The sequence below is a fragment of the Mycolicibacterium sp. SMGY-1XX genome, assembly GCF_059132455.1.
This window is the reverse complement of sequence record NZ_CP101139.1, coordinates 6,226,914-6,242,906: the sequence shown is the minus strand read 5'-3', so window position 1 is coordinate 6,242,906 and position 15,993 is coordinate 6,226,914. Positions and strand designations below refer to the sequence as shown.

At 66.5% G+C, this 15,993-nt stretch carries 15 protein-coding genes; 4 read left to right on the top strand and 11 right to left on the bottom strand.

What is annotated here, in order from left to right; genetic code table 11:
- Positions 1-9: 9 nt before the first annotated feature.
- Positions 10-888, bottom strand: a complete 879-nt coding sequence (locus NL241_RS29760; protein ID WP_494395839.1) for an amidohydrolase family protein — start codon at positions 886-888, stop codon at positions 10-12.
- A 20-nt stretch (positions 889-908) separates the two neighbouring features.
- Between NL241_RS29760 and NL241_RS29755 the strand changes: the two genes are divergently transcribed.
- From NL241_RS29755 to NL241_RS29745, 3 genes are all read left to right on the top strand, one after another.
- Complete coding sequence (locus NL241_RS29755) at positions 909-1,673, top strand: trans-aconitate 2-methyltransferase (protein WP_494395838.1); 765 nt, start codon at positions 909-911, stop codon at positions 1,671-1,673.
- 107 nt (positions 1,674-1,780) lie between these two features.
- Complete coding sequence (locus tag NL241_RS29750; RefSeq protein ID WP_487696515.1) at positions 1,781-2,620, top strand: substrate-binding periplasmic protein; 840 nt, start codon at positions 1,781-1,783, stop codon at positions 2,618-2,620.
- Positions 2,617-3,390, top strand: coding sequence for a maleate cis-trans isomerase family protein (locus NL241_RS29745; RefSeq protein WP_494395837.1), 774 nt, complete (start codon positions 2,617-2,619; stop codon positions 3,388-3,390). Before NL241_RS29750 ends, NL241_RS29745 begins: the two co-directional genes overlap by 4 nt.
- On the opposite strand, the gene NL241_RS29740 is transcribed toward NL241_RS29745, so the two are convergent.
- From NL241_RS29740 to NL241_RS29695, 10 genes are all read right to left on the bottom strand, one after another.
- On the bottom strand, positions 3,290-4,450 hold the full coding sequence (locus NL241_RS29740) for a PucR family transcriptional regulator (protein WP_494395836.1): 1,161 nt from the start codon (positions 4,448-4,450) through the stop codon (positions 3,290-3,292). The genes NL241_RS29745 and NL241_RS29740 overlap by 101 nt on opposite strands.
- Positions 4,451-4,530: 80 nt before the next feature.
- Positions 4,531-5,841: an NtaA/DmoA family FMN-dependent monooxygenase gene (locus tag NL241_RS29735; RefSeq protein ID WP_487696512.1), complete on the bottom strand. Its 1,311-nt coding sequence runs from the start codon at positions 5,839-5,841 to the stop codon at positions 4,531-4,533.
- Positions 5,834-6,517: an amino acid ABC transporter permease gene (locus NL241_RS29730; protein ID WP_494395835.1), complete on the bottom strand. Its 684-nt coding sequence runs from the start codon at positions 6,515-6,517 to the stop codon at positions 5,834-5,836. The genes NL241_RS29735 and NL241_RS29730 overlap by 8 nt, the downstream gene beginning before the upstream one ends.
- Complete coding sequence (locus tag NL241_RS29725) at positions 6,514-7,164, bottom strand: amino acid ABC transporter permease (protein WP_494395834.1); 651 nt, start codon at positions 7,162-7,164, stop codon at positions 6,514-6,516. The genes NL241_RS29730 and NL241_RS29725 overlap by 4 nt, the downstream gene beginning before the upstream one ends.
- A 3-nt stretch (positions 7,165-7,167) precedes the next feature.
- The gene (locus NL241_RS29720; protein ID WP_487696509.1) at positions 7,168-7,920 is read right to left on the bottom strand and encodes an amino acid ABC transporter ATP-binding protein; all 753 of its coding nucleotides are present in this window, start codon (positions 7,918-7,920) and stop codon (positions 7,168-7,170) included.
- Positions 7,917-9,185, bottom strand: a complete 1,269-nt coding sequence (locus tag NL241_RS29715) for a Zn-dependent hydrolase (protein ID WP_494395833.1) — start codon at positions 9,183-9,185, stop codon at positions 7,917-7,919. The genes NL241_RS29720 and NL241_RS29715 overlap by 4 nt, the downstream gene beginning before the upstream one ends.
- A gap of 61 nt (positions 9,186-9,246) precedes the next feature.
- Complete coding sequence (gene cysC, locus NL241_RS29710; protein WP_494395832.1) at positions 9,247-11,106, bottom strand: sulfate adenylyltransferase subunit CysN; 1,860 nt, start codon at positions 11,104-11,106, stop codon at positions 9,247-9,249.
- Entirely contained in the window at positions 11,106-12,023 is a 918-nt protein-coding gene (gene cysD, locus NL241_RS29705) for a sulfate adenylyltransferase subunit CysD (protein WP_487696506.1), read from the bottom strand. The genes cysC and cysD overlap by 1 nt, the downstream gene beginning before the upstream one ends.
- A complete protein-coding gene (gene stf0 / locus NL241_RS29700) occupies positions 12,020-12,823 on the bottom strand; it encodes a trehalose 2-sulfotransferase (protein WP_487696505.1) in 804 nt (267 codons plus the stop codon). The genes cysD and stf0 overlap by 4 nt, the downstream gene beginning before the upstream one ends.
- Positions 12,824-12,888: 65 nt before the next feature.
- The gene (locus tag NL241_RS29695) at positions 12,889-14,256 is read right to left on the bottom strand and encodes a sulfatase family protein (protein ID WP_494395831.1); all 1,368 of its coding nucleotides are present in this window, start codon (positions 14,254-14,256) and stop codon (positions 12,889-12,891) included.
- Positions 14,257-14,347: 91 nt separating this feature from the next.
- Between NL241_RS29695 and NL241_RS29690 the strand changes: the two genes are divergently transcribed.
- On the top strand, positions 14,348-15,985 hold the full coding sequence (locus NL241_RS29690) for a DUF222 domain-containing protein (RefSeq protein ID WP_494395830.1): 1,638 nt from the start codon (positions 14,348-14,350) through the stop codon (positions 15,983-15,985).
- Positions 15,986-15,993 lie beyond the last annotated feature (8 nt).

Here is a 15,993-nt window from a genome sequence, read left to right as displayed (position 1 = left end):
CGGGTGTTGTCATTCCAGACCGAACAACCGCGCCGCATTGTCGAACAACACGTTGCGTATCCACGTGTCGTCGGCGCCGTCCAGTTCGGTGATCGACCGAAGGGCGTCGCCGTAGCTGTACGGGATGTTGGGGAAGTCGCTGCCGAACAGGATCCGCTCACCGGCGGCCCACAGTTGCGGCCGCAGTTCGGCGGGAAACGGCATGCTCTCTTCGGAGAAGGCGGTGAACGCCATGGTGGTGTCGAGGCGCACCTGGTCGTGGGTCAGGCACAAGTCCAGGAACTCGCCGTACTCCGGCATGCCCAGATGCGCGACGATCAGCGGTAACCGCGGGAACCTGCGCAGCAGCCGCCTGATGGGCTCCGCACCGGTGTGGGTGCCGGGCACCGGGCCCGAACCGCAGTGGATCACCACCGGGACCTGGGCGTCCTCGATGGCGCCCCACACCTTGCCGAGCAGGGGATCGTTGGGCTCGTAGTCGCCCACCTGGATATGCGCTTTGAACACCCGGGTGCCACCCGCGATGGCGGCGCTGACGTACTCGGCGGCATCCGGTTCGGGGTAGAACGTCGCGGTGGCCAGGCAGTCCGGTGTCGCGGCGGCGAACTGTGCGGCCCACTGGTTTAGCCAGGCCGCCATGTTCGGCTTGTGCGGGTACACCAGCGACGTGAACGCCCACACCCCGAATTCGCGTAGCGTGCGCACCCGTTGGGTTTCGTCGGCGCGGTAGGTGATGGGCCATTCCCGGCCGATCAGCGGGCCCTGGGCGTCGAAGTACTGCCACACCTTGTCCATCACCGATTTCGGCATGAAATGGGTGTGCACGTCGATGATGCCGGGCAGGCCCAGCGATTCCCAGATGCGGCGTACGTCTTCGGTGTCTTGCATCGTTCATAGATGATGTCAGGGTGTGGAACCCCGACGTGTACCTGGCCTTCGCCGACCACCGCGGTCGCCCCTTCTACGACCTGACATCGCGGATCGACAGCTCGGAGCCGCGCCGGGTGGTGGACCTCGGCTGCGGGCCGGGCAATCTCACCCAGACGCTGGGACAGCGATGGCCCGGCGCGGTGATCGAGGCCGTCGACAGTTCCCCGGAGATGGTGGCCGCGGCCCGTGAACGCGGCATCGACGCTTCGGTGGGCGACGTCAGCGCCTGGTCACCGGCGGCCGATACCGACGTGGTGGTCTCCAACGCCACCTTGCACTGGATTCCCGACCACGTCGAGCTGGTCAGGCGCTGGGCTCGTGAGCTCACACCGGGATCGTGGCTGGCGTTCCAGGTGCCGGGCAACTGGGAGGCGCCTTCGCACCGGGCGCTGCTGGAGGTGGCGCAACGACCGCCGTATGCGGAGGCGTTGCGCGACATGCCGTTTCAGGACAGCCCGGTGGTACGGACGCCCAGTGAGTACGCGGGGTTGCTGACCGAGGCCGGGTGCACCGTTGACGCCTGGGAGACCACCTACGTCCATGAACTGGCCGGTGAGACACCGGTGCTCGACTGGATCACCGGCTCCTCGCTGACCGCGGTCAAGAGCAGGCTGTCCGAGGAAGCGTGGCAGCAGTACCGTGACGAGCTGGCCCCGATCTTGGCGCAGGCCTACCCGGCCCGCCCCGACGGCCGCACGTTCTATCCGTTCCGGCGGGTCTTCGTGGTGGCGCGTAAGGACTAGCCGGGACTTCGGTGCTTTGAACAACTGTCTATGTCGCCGTCCGTTGCCGGCGTGTGAGCGTGTACGCGCCACAATCGTGGCGCACGATCGACGTCAAAGGATCGACCATGAGTTTCGTCCAGAACCGGCGGCTGTTGTCCGCCCTCGCTGCCGCCACTGTGTTGATCGCGCCGCTCACTGCCTGCTCCAGTGATCAGCAGGAGAGCCCGGATTCCGGGTCGGCGCCGTTCCCCACTGTGGCGGCCGGTGCTCTGACCGTCGGGGTGCCGACTTTCCCGCCGTTCGTGGGTCTGGAGGGTGAGACCATCACCGGACCGGACGGGGAGATCGTGAACGCCATCGCCGAGCATTACGGGCTCGACGTGGTGGCCAAGCCTTACGATTTCGCGGCGCTCATTCCCGCCGTCCAGCAAGGCCGGATCGATGTGGCGATCGGGTCGATATTCCGCACCGAGGAGCGCAACAAGAGTGTCGACTTCTCCGACCCGCTCTACATCGAGCCGGGCGCGTTCATCGCCCGCGAGGAGATCACCAGCATCGACAGCCTCACCGGCAAGCGGGTCGGCACCGTGCAGGGTTACAACTGGAACCCCGACCTCGAAGCGATCTACGGCGATCAGCTGGTGCTGTATCCCTCGTCGGCGGAACTGAAGCAGGATCTGATCGCGGGCCGCCTCGATGCGGCCGTCGACAGCCAGGGCACCGCGCTGTATCTCTACAAAGACGACGGCTTCACCGTCACCCGGCTGCCCGCGGACGACCGCGTGGAGTCCACCACGGCGCCGGGCCAGACGGCGTTCGTGCTGGCCAAGGACAAGCCGGAACTCAGAGACGGACTCAACGCCGAGATCAAGCAACTGCACGAGGACGGCTCCATCGCAAAGTTCCTCGAAGAGGCCGGTCTGGATCCGGCAGCCGCGGACACCGGCGATCCCCGGTTCGCATGACCGAGGCCGCACCTCCGTTGCGGGTGGGCGTCCTCCTGCCCGCGACGGATACCGCGGTGGAGCTGGAACTCCCGCCGCGTCTGGCCGGCCGCGCCAGCGTGCACGTCGCACGTATGGTGCTGGACTCGGTCACCGTCGACGATCTCCGCAAGATGGAAGCCGACGCGCTCGCGCAGGCGCACATGCTGGCGCGGCTGCAGCCGGTCCTCGTCGTCTTCGCCTGCACCAGCGGAACATTCGTGTTCGGCGCCGAGCACGAAGCCGACCTCGTGGCCCGTCTCGAGCGGATCACCGGTGCGCCGGTCATCACGGCGGCGCGCTCCGTGGTGGCCGCACTGAACCGCCGGGGTGCCCAGCGCATCCGGCTCGGGGCACCGTATCTGCCCGAGATCGTGGATGCCGAGGTCGCCTACCTCGGCTCGCAAGGATTCACGGTGGTGGACAGCGCCGCCCTGTCGATCGTCGACGACGAGGACACCGCACGCCTGGGCGCCAACACGCTGGTCGACCTCATCGGCACACGCTCGGACGGGGCCGATGCGGCGCTGCTCAGTTGCACCAATCTTCGTACGCTGCAGCACCTCTCGATGATCGAGGAGGCCGCCGGGGTGCCGGTGGTCAGCAGCAACAGCGCGTTGCTGGAGCAGATTCTGGTGAGCCTCGACGACGTCAGATCCGGCCCGACAGCTCGGCGAGCACCAGACCCAGGTGCATCCGGAGCCGGCCAGCACCCGTCATCGACAGCCCGGTCAGCCGCTGCGCCTGGTTGATCCGGTAGTACAGCGTGCCGCGGTGGATGAACAGCTTCTGCGCGGTGTGCTGTGCGTCGTCATTGCTGTCCAGGTAGGCCTTGACCGTGCGGGCCACCTCGCGAGTGCGTGGTGTCTTCAACAGGGGTTCGACCGAGCTCAGGGGCTGCAACGGTGTCGTGTCGCCGAACGCGCCCCGCAGCTCCTCGAGAAAATCGAATGAGTCGTGATCCTCGGCGAACACCAGACCGGGTTCGTTGTTCCCGTGCCGCAGCAGGTCTTTGAGCGCGGAGGCGGCCACACCCAGGGACTGTGTGGAGACTCGACTCGGCGAAACCGCCATACGCAGGACGCTGCCCGGCGCGGACTGCGACTGCTGCTCCCATTGCTGCCGGAGCACGCGCATGGCTTCCTCGGTGCGATCGCGGGTCAACGCCGCGGGGGACCCGCCGAGGACGACGACACCCAGGACATCGCCGTCGATATCGGCTGCCGGTGCGGCCGCGGCATCGATACCGAATCGGTGAGGCAGATCGGCACCGGTCAACACGCCGTGCAGGCTGACGTTGGCCTGGCCGGTGGGGTCGAACACGGGGGGAGTGGAACGCGCCACCACCACAGCGCGGTGGGCTTCGGAGTGCGCGGCGACGGCTGCCACCTCATCGGTGGTGTTCGACGGGGCGATGGCGCTGAGCGGGCGGGTGAGCAGCTCCGTGGCGGTGCGGCTGAGGTCTTCCAGACCGCCGGCGGAAATGGTGCGGTCGGGGTCGATGATCCACACGTGCCCGATGACATCGCCGCCGGGTGCGTGCACCGGCACGTATGCGCGGCCCAGATCCAGTCCGTGAAACGCCGCGATGTGCCTGGGTCCGCGGTCGGAGGCAAGCTCCTCGGCGAACAACCGATCCCGCACCGGAACCGGCGCTGGCCTGCCGTACAACAGCTCCATCCGGCTGGCGTCGATCGGGCCCTCGTGGGGAGTGGAGGCCACCGGAACCATGTTCCGGTCGTTGAGGGCGACGGGCCGCCGGCACACCGCGGAGAGATCAGAAACAGCGCGGCTCAGTGTCGCAGACGTCATGGATACCCAGTCTGCTCACGGCGGGCTGAAAGCCACGGGTTAGAAGCAGCGGGAATTCAATGGCACCGGTGTGCTGTTAGTCAGAACTGACGCAGATTGTCCCGTAAGAGCCGGTGCTCGTACTGTTTCCGAACCAGGCCGCGGCGTTGCAGTTCCGGCACCAAGCCGTCGGTGACCTCGATCACGTGCTTGCGGTTGATCCGCAGACTCGGTGACTGGATCAGGAAACCGTCGCCGCCGACGAACTCGTGGATCGCCTGCAGCCGGTCGGCGACCGTCACCGGTGAGCCGACGATATCGCCCTTGCGGCGGCCGTTCTCACTGATGATCACCTCGCGCAGTGTCGAATTGCGGCTGCCCTCGACCATGGCCCGGTAGGTGCCCTGCTCGCCGTGGGATTCGAGATCCTCCGGCAGCGGTTTGTCGAGATCGAACTGGGCGAAATCGATATCGGTGACATCGGAGATCGCCACCAGGCTGCGTTCGATGAAGGTGGGGTCGTCGACGCGGCGTTGGGCGCGTTCGCGGGCATGCTCGTCGGTGTCACCGAGGATCGGGGTGATCAGGTAGAGCACCTTGATCTCGTCGGGATCGCGCCCGCTCTGCGCGGCCCGCGCCCTGATGTCCTCGCGGTAGGCGCGCATGGCTTCCGGCGTCGACGCCGGCGAGACGATGGTGTCGGCGTACTTGGCCGCCAGCGCGCGACCCGCCGGTGACCCACCGGCCTGGGCGAGAACCGGGTAGTGCTGGGGTGACGGAACGGTGTTCAGCGGTCCGCGGCTGCGGTAGAACCGGCCCTCGAAGTTGATGTCATGAACCTTGGTGTGGTCGACGTAGGTGCGGGTGGTCTCGTCGCGGACGACGGCATCGGGTTCCCACGATCCCCACAGGCGACGTACCAGATCGACGTACTCGTCGGCCTTTTCGTAGCGCAGGTCATGATCGGGTATGGCGTCGAGGCCGAAATTCTGGGCAGCCCGGTCCTCACCGGAGGTGACGATGTTCCAGCCGGCCCGTCCGCCGGTGAGGTGATCGAGGGTCGACATCAGCCGGGCCAGCAGGTACGGCGGGTAGAACGACGTCGACAAGGTCACGATGAATCCGAGGTGCTCGGTGGCCTGCGCCAGCAGCGGCACCAGCGGTGCAGGGTCGAGTTTCGGGGCGTGTACCGCGTGCCGTAGTTCGGCTTCGAACGTACCGCCGTAGGTGTCCGGCACCATCAACTTGTCTTCGAGCAGCACGAAATCGAACCCGGCGCGATCCAATTGCCTTGCCACGTCTACGAATACCGCGCCGGAGAAATCCTTGGCGCCGTCCGACCACTGTTCGGCCCAGCCGTCGATGGTGAAGTTGAGAAACCACCCGAGGTGGAATTGTTTCGGGTCAGGCATTGACCGGGCCTTTCTTGTCGAACGATTTCAGGGGGGACAGGCCCATCCGCCTCTCCAGCCGGGCCACCATCCGGATCGCCGGCAGCGCGATGACGGCGTAGAGGACGCCGGCCATACTGAGGTACTCCAGGTAGAGGAACGTCATCGAGCCGTGGGTGTAGGCCCGGCTGATCAGTTCGGGGACCGACACCGCGTACGCCAGCGATGTCGCCTGGAACATCTGGATGGACAGTCCCAGCAGCGGCGGTACCGACACCCGCATCGCCTGCGGCAGCACGATGTGTCGCAGGGTGTCACGCCGGCCGAGGGCCAGTGCGTGCGCTGCCTCGACCTGGCCGGGATCCACCGATTGCAGTCCCGCGCGGATGATCTCGCTGCTGTAGGCCGCCGTGCTGAGCCCGATCGCGATCCACACCGACGGCATGGCCGCGATCGTGACGCCCTGGGCGGGTAATCCGTAATAGACGAGTTGCAGCAGCACGATCACCGGTGCCCCGCGCAGGATCTCGACAGCGGTGATGATGGGCCAGGAGATCCAGCGCCTCCGGGATACGGCGAGCAGTGCCAGCAGCAGCCCGGCCGGTATCCCGGCTCCGATGCTGACCACCGTGAGCTGCAGGGTGACGACGAGCCCGGCAAGCAGATCAGGCAGGTTCTCCCAGAGTGTTTCGGTCATCGGCCGACCCGCTTGCGCAACGTGTGGTCGACCCCGCGGGAAACGATCGCCACCGGCACACTCAACCCGATGTAGATGATCAGCGCCGCCAGGAAGGGGGCCAGGCCGTCGCCGTGTTCGCGAACCTGCGCGACGGTGCGGAAGGTCACCTCGGTCACGCCGATCACGCTCGGAATCGACGAGTCCTTCAGCAGGGTGAGCGCGAACGTGGTGCATGAGGGTATGGCGATTGAAACAGCCTGCGGGGCAATGATCCACCACACCGCGGCCGTGCGGTGCATACCCACCGCACGTGCGGCGTCCCACTGCCCCTGCGGTACGGCGGCCACCGCGGCGCGGTAGACCTCGGCCAGGTAGGCGGCGGTGACACCGGCAAGGGTCACCACGGAGGCGGTGAGTTCATCGACGGCGGCGCCGTTGATCTGCACGCCGAAGTACACGATGAACAACCACACCAGGATGGGGACGGCACGGATCACGTCGACGGCGAACCTGGTGGGACGGCGCCACCACCACCTGCGGCTCTCCAGTCCGGCGGCCAACGGGACCGCCAGCACGCCTCCGAGCACCAGGGCCGCGCCGGTGATACCGACCGTCAATGGGACGCCCTTGGCGATGATCGACATGGTCTCGACGAAGGTGTCCACCGGTCAACGACCCAGCACCGCGTGGAGAAAACGCCGGGTGCGTTCGTGACGCGGATCTTCGAAAATCTGTTCTGCGCTGCCCTTTTCGATCAACGATCCGTCGGCCATCACCCCCACCTGGTCTGCGACACCACGCGCGAAGCGCATCTCGTGCGTCACCACCACCATCGTGCGGCCTTGGTCGGCGAGATCGCGCATCACCGCGAGGACTTCCTGCGCGAGTTCGGGGTCCAGCGCCGAGGTCGGCTCGTCGAACAGCAGCACATCCGGATCCAGGGCCAGGGCCCGGGCGATCGCCACTCGTTGCTGCTGGCCACCGGAAAGAGTCGACGGACGCGACGTGGCCTTGGCGGCCAGACCGACGCTGTCCAGCAGCCGCAGCGCATACTCCTGTGCGCTCTCCGCCGAGCGACCCAGGACGCGACGCTGGGCGAGCGTCACATTCTGCAGAGCGGTCAGATGCGGGAAGAGGTTGAAGCTCTGGAACACCATGCCCACCGCTCGATTGAGTTCGGCGCGTTGCGAGCGGGTCAGCGCGGTGTCAGCGGGGTAGTACTTGCCGCCGATGGCGACACTGCCTGCATCCGGGGTGTCCAGTCGGTTGAGGCACCGCAGCAGAGTCGATTTTCCCGAGCCGCTGGGGCCGATGATCGCGGTGACATCACCCACGGCGGTATCGAAGCTCACGTCGTCGAACACCGTGTGCGCGCCGAAACTCTTGGACAGCCCGCGGACTTCCAGGGCAGGAGCACTCATGTGGCTTCGCCTTCCTGCGCGGCGGCCAGCACCGTGGCCAACAACACCGTTGCGCCGTCGGCGGCCCACCGTTTGGTGATGTCCTCGGCTTCGTTGTGGCTGATCCCGTCCTTACACGGCACGAAGATCATCGCCGTCGGGGCCACCGACGACACATGCACCGAGTCGTGTCCGGCGCCGGAGACCATATCGGTCCAACTGAGCCCGGATGCTTGTGCCGCTGCGCGGACCGCGTCCACGGTGGCGGGATCGAACCGGGTGGGAGCCACCTGCAGGGGACGCTCGATCCGCCATGTCAGGCCGTGCGCGCGGCTGATGCGTTCCACCTGAGAATGCAGTTCGGCTTCGATACGGTCCAGAACGTCGGTGTCGTCGTGCCGGATGTCGAGCTGTATCCCCGCACTGCCGGGAATGACGTTGCGGGAGTTCGGCGCGATGTCGATGCGACCGGCGGTGGCTCGCACCTCGGGCACCTCCCGGACGGCTGCCGCGCGGACGGCGGCGATCAACTCCGCGGCCGCCACCAGGGCATCCTTGCGGTGGTCCATCGGGGTTGTGCCGCTGTGGCCCGATGCGCCTTCGAGAAACACGTCGTACCAACGGATTCCGTAGACACCGGTGACCACGCCGATATCGATGCCGGCCTGCTCGAGGACGGGTCCTTGCTCGATGTGCAGTTCGAAGGACCGATAGGGGCGCGCCGGCGCCGCGGCGTTGTCACCGTCGTAACCGACGGCGTGCAGGGCGTCGCCCAGGGCCACCCCCTGATGGTCCGGACGCTGCAGCGCGTCGGCGAGAGGGTAGTTGCCGGCATATACGGCTGATCCCAGCATGCTCGGGCTGAATCTGGAGCCTTCCTCGTTGGTCCAATTGGCCACGACCACCGGACGCAGTGTCTGAACGCCCGCGTCATCAAGGGCGGCGAGAACTTCCATTCCTGCGAGTACTCCGTATGTTCCGTCGAAGCGGCCGCCTTTCGGCTGGCTGTCCAGATGCGAACCCATCAGCACGGGTGCCAGTTGCGGGTTGGTGCCCGGACGGGTGATGAAGATGTTGCCGATCGCATCCACGCCGCTGTGGTAACCGGCTGTTTTGGCCTGTGCGAGCAACCAATCCCTGGCGTCCCGGTCCGCGTCGCTCAAGGCAAGTCGGTCCAGGCCGTTCGCCGCTGTGGCGCCGAATCGGGAGACCGCGGCCAAGCGATCCCACAGTCGGTCCGCATCGATGCGCACGGTCTGGTCCAGGGAGGTACGGAACTCGGCCACCTGGCGAAGGTACGGACTCCCGCCGGCCTCAGACTATGGATAGGTGTTCAAATTCCCGCCGTCAGTCCCGCGCTTTGTGCAACGCCTCGAGCACCTGTGCCACCAGGGCATCGATATCGGCACCCGTGGTGTCGAGTACCAGGTCAGGGTTCTCCGGTGGCTCGTACGGCGCATCGACCCCGGTGAGCCCCTTGAGCTCGCCCGCCCGCGCCCGCGCGTAAAGCCCTTTGGGGTCCCGCTTTTCGCACTCGGCCACCGAGGTCGAGATGTAGACCTCGATGAACGGCAGTTTGGCGGCCTCGTTCAGAGTTCGGGCGATCTCGCGATCGGACTTCAGTGGTGATACCAGCGATGCCAGCGCCACCACCCCCGCGTCGGCCAGCAGCCGCGTGAGGTGCCCGACACGGCGGATGTTCTCGGCGCGGTCGCCGGCCGAGAATCCGAGGTCATCGGACAGACCGTGCCGGAGGTTGTCGCCATCGAGCAGATAGGCCACGTCACCGGCTTCCACCAGCGCCCGCTCCACCGCCACCGCCACCGTGGACTTGCCCGAGGCGGGCAGGCCGGTGAACCAGATGGTGGCGCCGCGCTGTCCCGTCTTCTGCCAGCGGTAGTCGCGGTCCAGGCTGGACGGGTGCCAGCGGATGTCGTTGCGCGTCTGGGCACCTGGCTTGATCTCACGGGCCTCGGTGATGGTGCCTGCACCCACGGTGTCGTTGGACGTCTCGTCGATCAGGATGAACGCGCCGCTGTCGCGGTTGTCGGCGTAGGGGTCGGCGACCACGATCGAGCTGGTGCGCAACGTCACGGCACCGATGTCGTTGAGCCCCAATTCCACTGGACCGTCGAGATCATCGAGGGTTTCCGGGTCCAGGCGCGTGTGCAGTTCCTGCACGGTGGCGCGCACGGTCCGCGCACCCTGCTTGAGCGCCAACCGGTCGCCGGCCCGCAGTGGGGTGTCGGTGAACCAGCAGACGGTCGAGTACAGCTCGCGGGCAAGGACGGGCAACACGGCGTCCTCGGCGCCGCTGACCAGCACGTCGCCACGCCCGACGTCGATGTCGTCGGCCAACTCGAGTGATACCGACAGCGGTGCCACGCCGACGCTGCGGTCGTCGTCGAGCGTGTCCAGGGCTGTCACGGTGGATTTTGTGCCCGACGGTAGGGCCACAACCGGGTCGCCCACGCTCAGCGTGCCCGCCGAGAGCCGCCCGGTGTAGCGCCGTCGCTGCTCGGCGGTGGGGCGGGACACCCACTGTACGGGCAGCCGGAGCTTCGAGGCTTCCGGTTGCGGCGCAACAAGATCGATGGTCTCCAGGTATTCCAGCAGCGACGGCCCGTCATACCACGGGGTGCGGTCGGAGCGGTGCACCACGTTGTCGCCGTGCTTGGCCGCGATCGGGATGACGGCCAGGTCCGCGCCACCCAGGCGGTCGGCGAGCTGCTTGAGTTCCTTTTCGACCTCGGTGAACCGGGTCTGGTCGAAGTCCACCAGGTCGATCTTGTTGACCGTGGCGACAAAATGTTTGATACCCAACAGTTTTGCGATGCGCGCGTGCCTCCGGGTCTGCCGCAAGACGCCGGCGCGGGCGTCCACCAGCAGGATCGCCACATGGGCGTTGGAGGCACCGGTGAACATGTTGCGGGTGTAGCGCTCGTGTCCGGGGGTGTCGGCCAGGATGTAGCTGCGGTTCTCGGTGGAGAAGAAGCGGTAGGCGACATCGATGGTGATGCCCTGTTCGCGTTCGGCGCGCAGGCCGTCCGACAACGCCGCCAGGTCAGCGATGCCCTCTTCGTCGGTGACCGCTTCGAGGTGATCCAGCGGCAGACTGTCGGTGTCGTGCATCAGACGCCCGATCAAGGTGCTCTTGCCGTCGTCGACCGAACCGGCCGTGGCGATGCGCAGAAGTTGTCTGGTCATCAGAAGTAGCCCTCACGTTTACGGTCTTCCATGGCAGCCACCGAGGTGCGGTCGTCGGCGCGGGTCTCGCCGCGTTCGGACACTGTGGCAGCGGAGATCTCACTGATGACACCGGTGATGTCGGTGGCGCGGGAGCGGACGGCGCCGGTGATCGTGAGGTCGCCGACAGTGCGGTAACGCACCCACTCCACCGCGGACTGTTCGTCACCTTGCGGCTGAACGTATTCCGATACCGCGAGCAGGATGCCGTCGCGAGCCACCACCTCGCGCTCATGGGCGAAGTAGATGGACGGCAACTCGAGGTTCTCGAGTTCGATGTAGCGCCAGATGTCCAGCTCGGTCCAGTTCGACAGCGGGAACACCCGGACCTGCTCGCCCTTTTTGATCCGGCCGTTGTACAGCGACCACGGTTCGGGCCGCTGGGCACGCGGATCCCACTGACCGAACTCGTCGCGGAAGCTCAGGATGCGTTCCTTCGCCCGCGCCCGTTCCTCGTCCCGGCGTGCACCGCCGAAGGCCGCGTCGAATCCTCCGGCTTCCAGGGCATCCAACAGGGTGCGGGTCTGCTGACGGTTGCGCGACGCTCCGGGGCCGGGGTCGGCGACTCGGCCGCTGTCGATGGTTTCCTGCACCGAGCCGACGATCAGCTTGTGGCCGTGCTCGGCCACGCGGCGATCGCGGAAGTCGATGACCTCGGGGAAGTTGTGACCGGTGTCGACGTGCAACACCGGGAACGGCAGGGGAGCGGGGCGAAAGGCCTTCTCCGCCAACCGAAGTAGCACTATCGAGTCTTTGCCGGCGGAGAACAGCAGCACCGGACGCTGCAGCTCGGCGACAACTTCGCGGATGATGTGGACGGCTTCGGCTTCCAACAGGCGCAGCTCGTCGACGTGGGTGGTGTCTATCGTGCTGGTCATAGCGGAAGACCCTCTCGCTCGGCGTCGGCGCGGTAGCGCTCCACCCATTCGTCGGACCGGTGGTCGGCTTGGCGCTCCAGGACCGGTGCAGGGGCGAGTTCCGGATCCAGGCCCAGTGCTTCGAGCACGGTGCCCACGGTCTGAGTGAGGTTGCGCCACAACACCGGATAGGGAACATCGATGGGCTGGATGTTCTCTTCGGCGAACCAGTCCTGCCAACCCTGATCCTGAGCCTTGAGCATGCTGACCACGTAGGCGATGGCCCCCGCGTGGTACTCGGCACGGGCGTCGCGAACGGGATCTGGACGGCCCCGCCACACGCGTGTCTGCACCGCCCGCCAGAACGACACCGCCTGGGACACCTTGTCGGGGCGGTGTACATGAATGAGCACCGGGTCGCTGCCGATGACGTCGCGGATGGCGGCCAGGAGGCCATCACCGGAGCGGTCAGGCAGGTCTTTGGCGCGCTGGAGCAGCAGCGGCGTCTGATTCCACATCAGCTTGCCGCCCCAGACGCCGTTCGGCGTCCGGCCGACGGTGCGGATGTAATCCCGCCAGATCTCTGCGGGCGCGATGTCGGGCTTGCCTTCGATCAGGGGGTCCAGCAGGCGCAGGATCGACTCGTCATCGACGTCAGCGAACCATTCACGGGGCTGCGGGGCGGCGCTGGTCTCCGGCAGGTACTGGAAGAACTCCTGCGGTTCGCCCGCGACGCCCGTGGCGCGCAGGGACTCGACGAGCAGTGTGCTACCACTGCGTTGGGACGCGAGTACCAAATAGGCGGTCGGGCTGGATGCCATGCGCGAGAGCCTAACCGCAATTCAATTCGAGTGCATATAGCCAATTTCCGTCAGCGTGAACAAAACTATTGTTTTGTCTCGGTGTCGATGCCGCGCTCGGACGCGATGGCCGATCTGCTGGGCAATCGTAGGCCTTTGATGTGCGCGTAGGTCTGGGTGTAGCGCTCGGCGATCCGGGTGCCGGCAAACTCTGAGGGAATGACGTCGTTGGTTTTGACCCGCCAGTCGTTCAGCTGCATCGACAACTCACGGGCGATCGCCTCGTTCTTGTCGCTGACCTCACCCGTCAGCAGATTCCGCGTTTCCGTCGGGTCGGCGATGAGGTCATACAGTTCGCGTTCGGGGCGGGGCGCAGACGCCTGCGGGCCGACCAACTGTCCCGGCGCACTTTCCTCGATATCCCACGGTAGATCGAGTAGCGGCCGCTGCGCGTAATTCTCGATATAGCTGTATTGCTTTGTGCGGATGGCGCGAATTGGATCGAACGAATCGTGATAAGTCTTGGTGGTGAAAACTGCGGGGCGGACTTCGGTGTCGTCCTCGGCCGAATTCGCAATTTTCTCGGCGTGTGACAAACCGTCGATATCGTCCGGAACGGGCACGCCGAGCAATTCCAACAACGTGGGCACCAGGTCCACGCCGCTGAACAGGTCGTCGTAGACGCGGCCGGCCTGCCGCCGGCTGCGCGGTGGCCGGATGATCGTCGCGATGCCCGTCCCTGCGTCATACAGCGTCGACTTCGCCCGCGGCAGCGCTGGTCCGTGATCGGTGAGGAACACCACCCACGTGGAGTCGGCCAGGCCGGTGTCGTCCAGGACCTCGAGCAGCTCGCCTACGGCGGCGTCGGCCACGGTGATCGATCCGTAGAAATCGGCCAGGTCCTGACGGATCTCCGGGGTGTCCGGCAGGTAATCGGGCAGCTCGACGCCGGTGGGCTCGGCGGGTTGGTAGCGCTCGTGGGGATACGGGCGATGCGTCTCGAAGAAGCCGGCGGTGAGCAGGAACTTCTGTGGGGGCGGGTTGCGCAGCCACTCGGCGGTCCGCTCCACCACGTACTCGCAATAGGAGTTGGAGACGTCGAACTCGTCGAAGCCCAGCCGCGACGGAAAGCTGGTTTCGTGTTGCATGCCGAAGAGGGCGGTGTGCCAGCCCGCATCGCCGAGCAGTTGTGGCAGTGTGCGCACGCCTGACCGGTACTCCCAGCCGTGATGAGCAAGTCCGACCAGCCCGTTGGTCTGCGGATAGCGGCCGGTGAAGATCGAGCCGCGCGATGGTGAGCACAGTGGGGCGGTGGCGTGCGCGCGGGTGAACACGATGCTCTCGTCGGCCAGCTGGTCCAACCGGGGACTGACGACGTCGGCATGGCCATAGACGCCTAGGTAGCGGCCCAGGTCGTGCCAATGGACGATGAGGACGTTTTCGTCGGAGGTCACTACTCCAGCTTGCCTGTGCACGGATTCGCATTCATCCACAGATCACGCTCGGCGGCTAGATTTGTCGGCCCCCGATGGCATAATCGAACACATGTTCGATACATTCGATGCGTCTGCGTTACTCAATGAGGTGGAGTGCTCCCGCCTCGATGAGTCGGCGGTGTGGGCGCATCGGATGGCCGCGATCGCCCCGTTGTTGGCGCAGCGCACCGCCGAAGCCCTGCAGCAGGCACTCGACGACCCCGACGGTGACCCGGGGTATGCATTGGTCACCGGCTGCGTGCGCACCGCCGCTGAGGTGGGTCCGGTGTTGGGAGTGCCGCCCGCGGTGGCCACCCGGCTCGTCGGGTACGCCGAAGCCCTCGATGAACGGATGCCGCAGACCTATGGCCTGCTGGCCTCGGGGCGGCTGGACTGGGAATCGACGAAAGTCATCTTGAATCGCACCGCCAACGTCACCGCTGCGGCGATCAAGGATCTGGATCGCAACCTCGCCGCGAAGATCGCCACCTGGCAGTGCTGGTCACGCACCCGGCTGCTGGGCGCCATCGACCGCGCCATCCTGCACGTCGATCCCGACGGCGCCAAGGAACGCCGGGTGAGCGCCGACACCGACCGCCGGGTGAGCGTGAAATCGCTGCCCAACGGGATGGGCGAAATCCGGGTCTATGCCTCGGCGCCGGTGGTGGCCCGCGTCGAGGCCCGCCTCGATCACATGGCCGCCCTGGTGTGTGCGGCGGATCCGCGCACTCCGGTGCAGCGTCGTGTTGATGCCCTCGACGCGATCGGTGCGGGCAGCTTCGTGTTGGCGTGTGTGTGTGGGCGCGACGACTGCGCGGCCCCGAAACCCGACGCTGCCGCTGCTGCGGGGGCAGGGGCGCGGTTTGTGATCAATGTGATCGCCCCGGCGGCCACCGTGACCGGCGACGGTGACGAGCCCGGCTTCCTGGAGGGCTACGGCATTGTCGACGCCGACCAGGTCCGTGAGCTGGCCGCCCAGCCCGCCACGGTGCTGCGCGAGGTCGCCGACCCCGACACCCCGACTGTGACCGGCGACGGCACCTCGGTGCTGCTGCGGCACCGTCCCTCGGCCGCCACGAATCGGTGGGTACGCTGCCGGTCCTTGACGTGTTCCTTTCCGTTCTGCAACCGGCCCGCCTGGACCGCGGATCTGGATCACAGCATCGCCTTCGATCACGACCACCCTCTGCGGGGTGGGTGGACGATGAGCGCGAACCTCGATCCGAAATGCCGGCAGCATCACCGGTTGAAGACGTTCCTGACCGGTGACTGTGGTTGGACCACCACGCAATTGGCGGACGGGACAATTGAGTGGACGTCGCCGACGGGGCGCAGTTATCGGTCGACCCCGGATGGGGCGGAATTGTTCGAGGACATCGCCACCGCGGGTGCGCCGAAACCGTGGCCCCGCCCGCGGGATCCCCGCCGGGACAAAGCCAGACGTACGGCGGCGGCGCGGGCCGGGGCGGCGGCCAAACGCGCGGCGAATGCCGAGATCCGGCGGGTCAATCAGGGCCGTGCCAAAGAGATCGCTGACCGTCAGTGGCGCAACGAGATGCGGTTCAAACTCTTCTGGTTCAAAGGCGCACCGTCGACCAGTCCCTGGTGCACCTGGGTCAACGATCCTGACGAAGACCACACCATCAGCGCCGACTGGCGCCCACCTCCCTTACCGGAGAAATCCGACGACGACCAACCACCCTTCTGAGTGGGTGG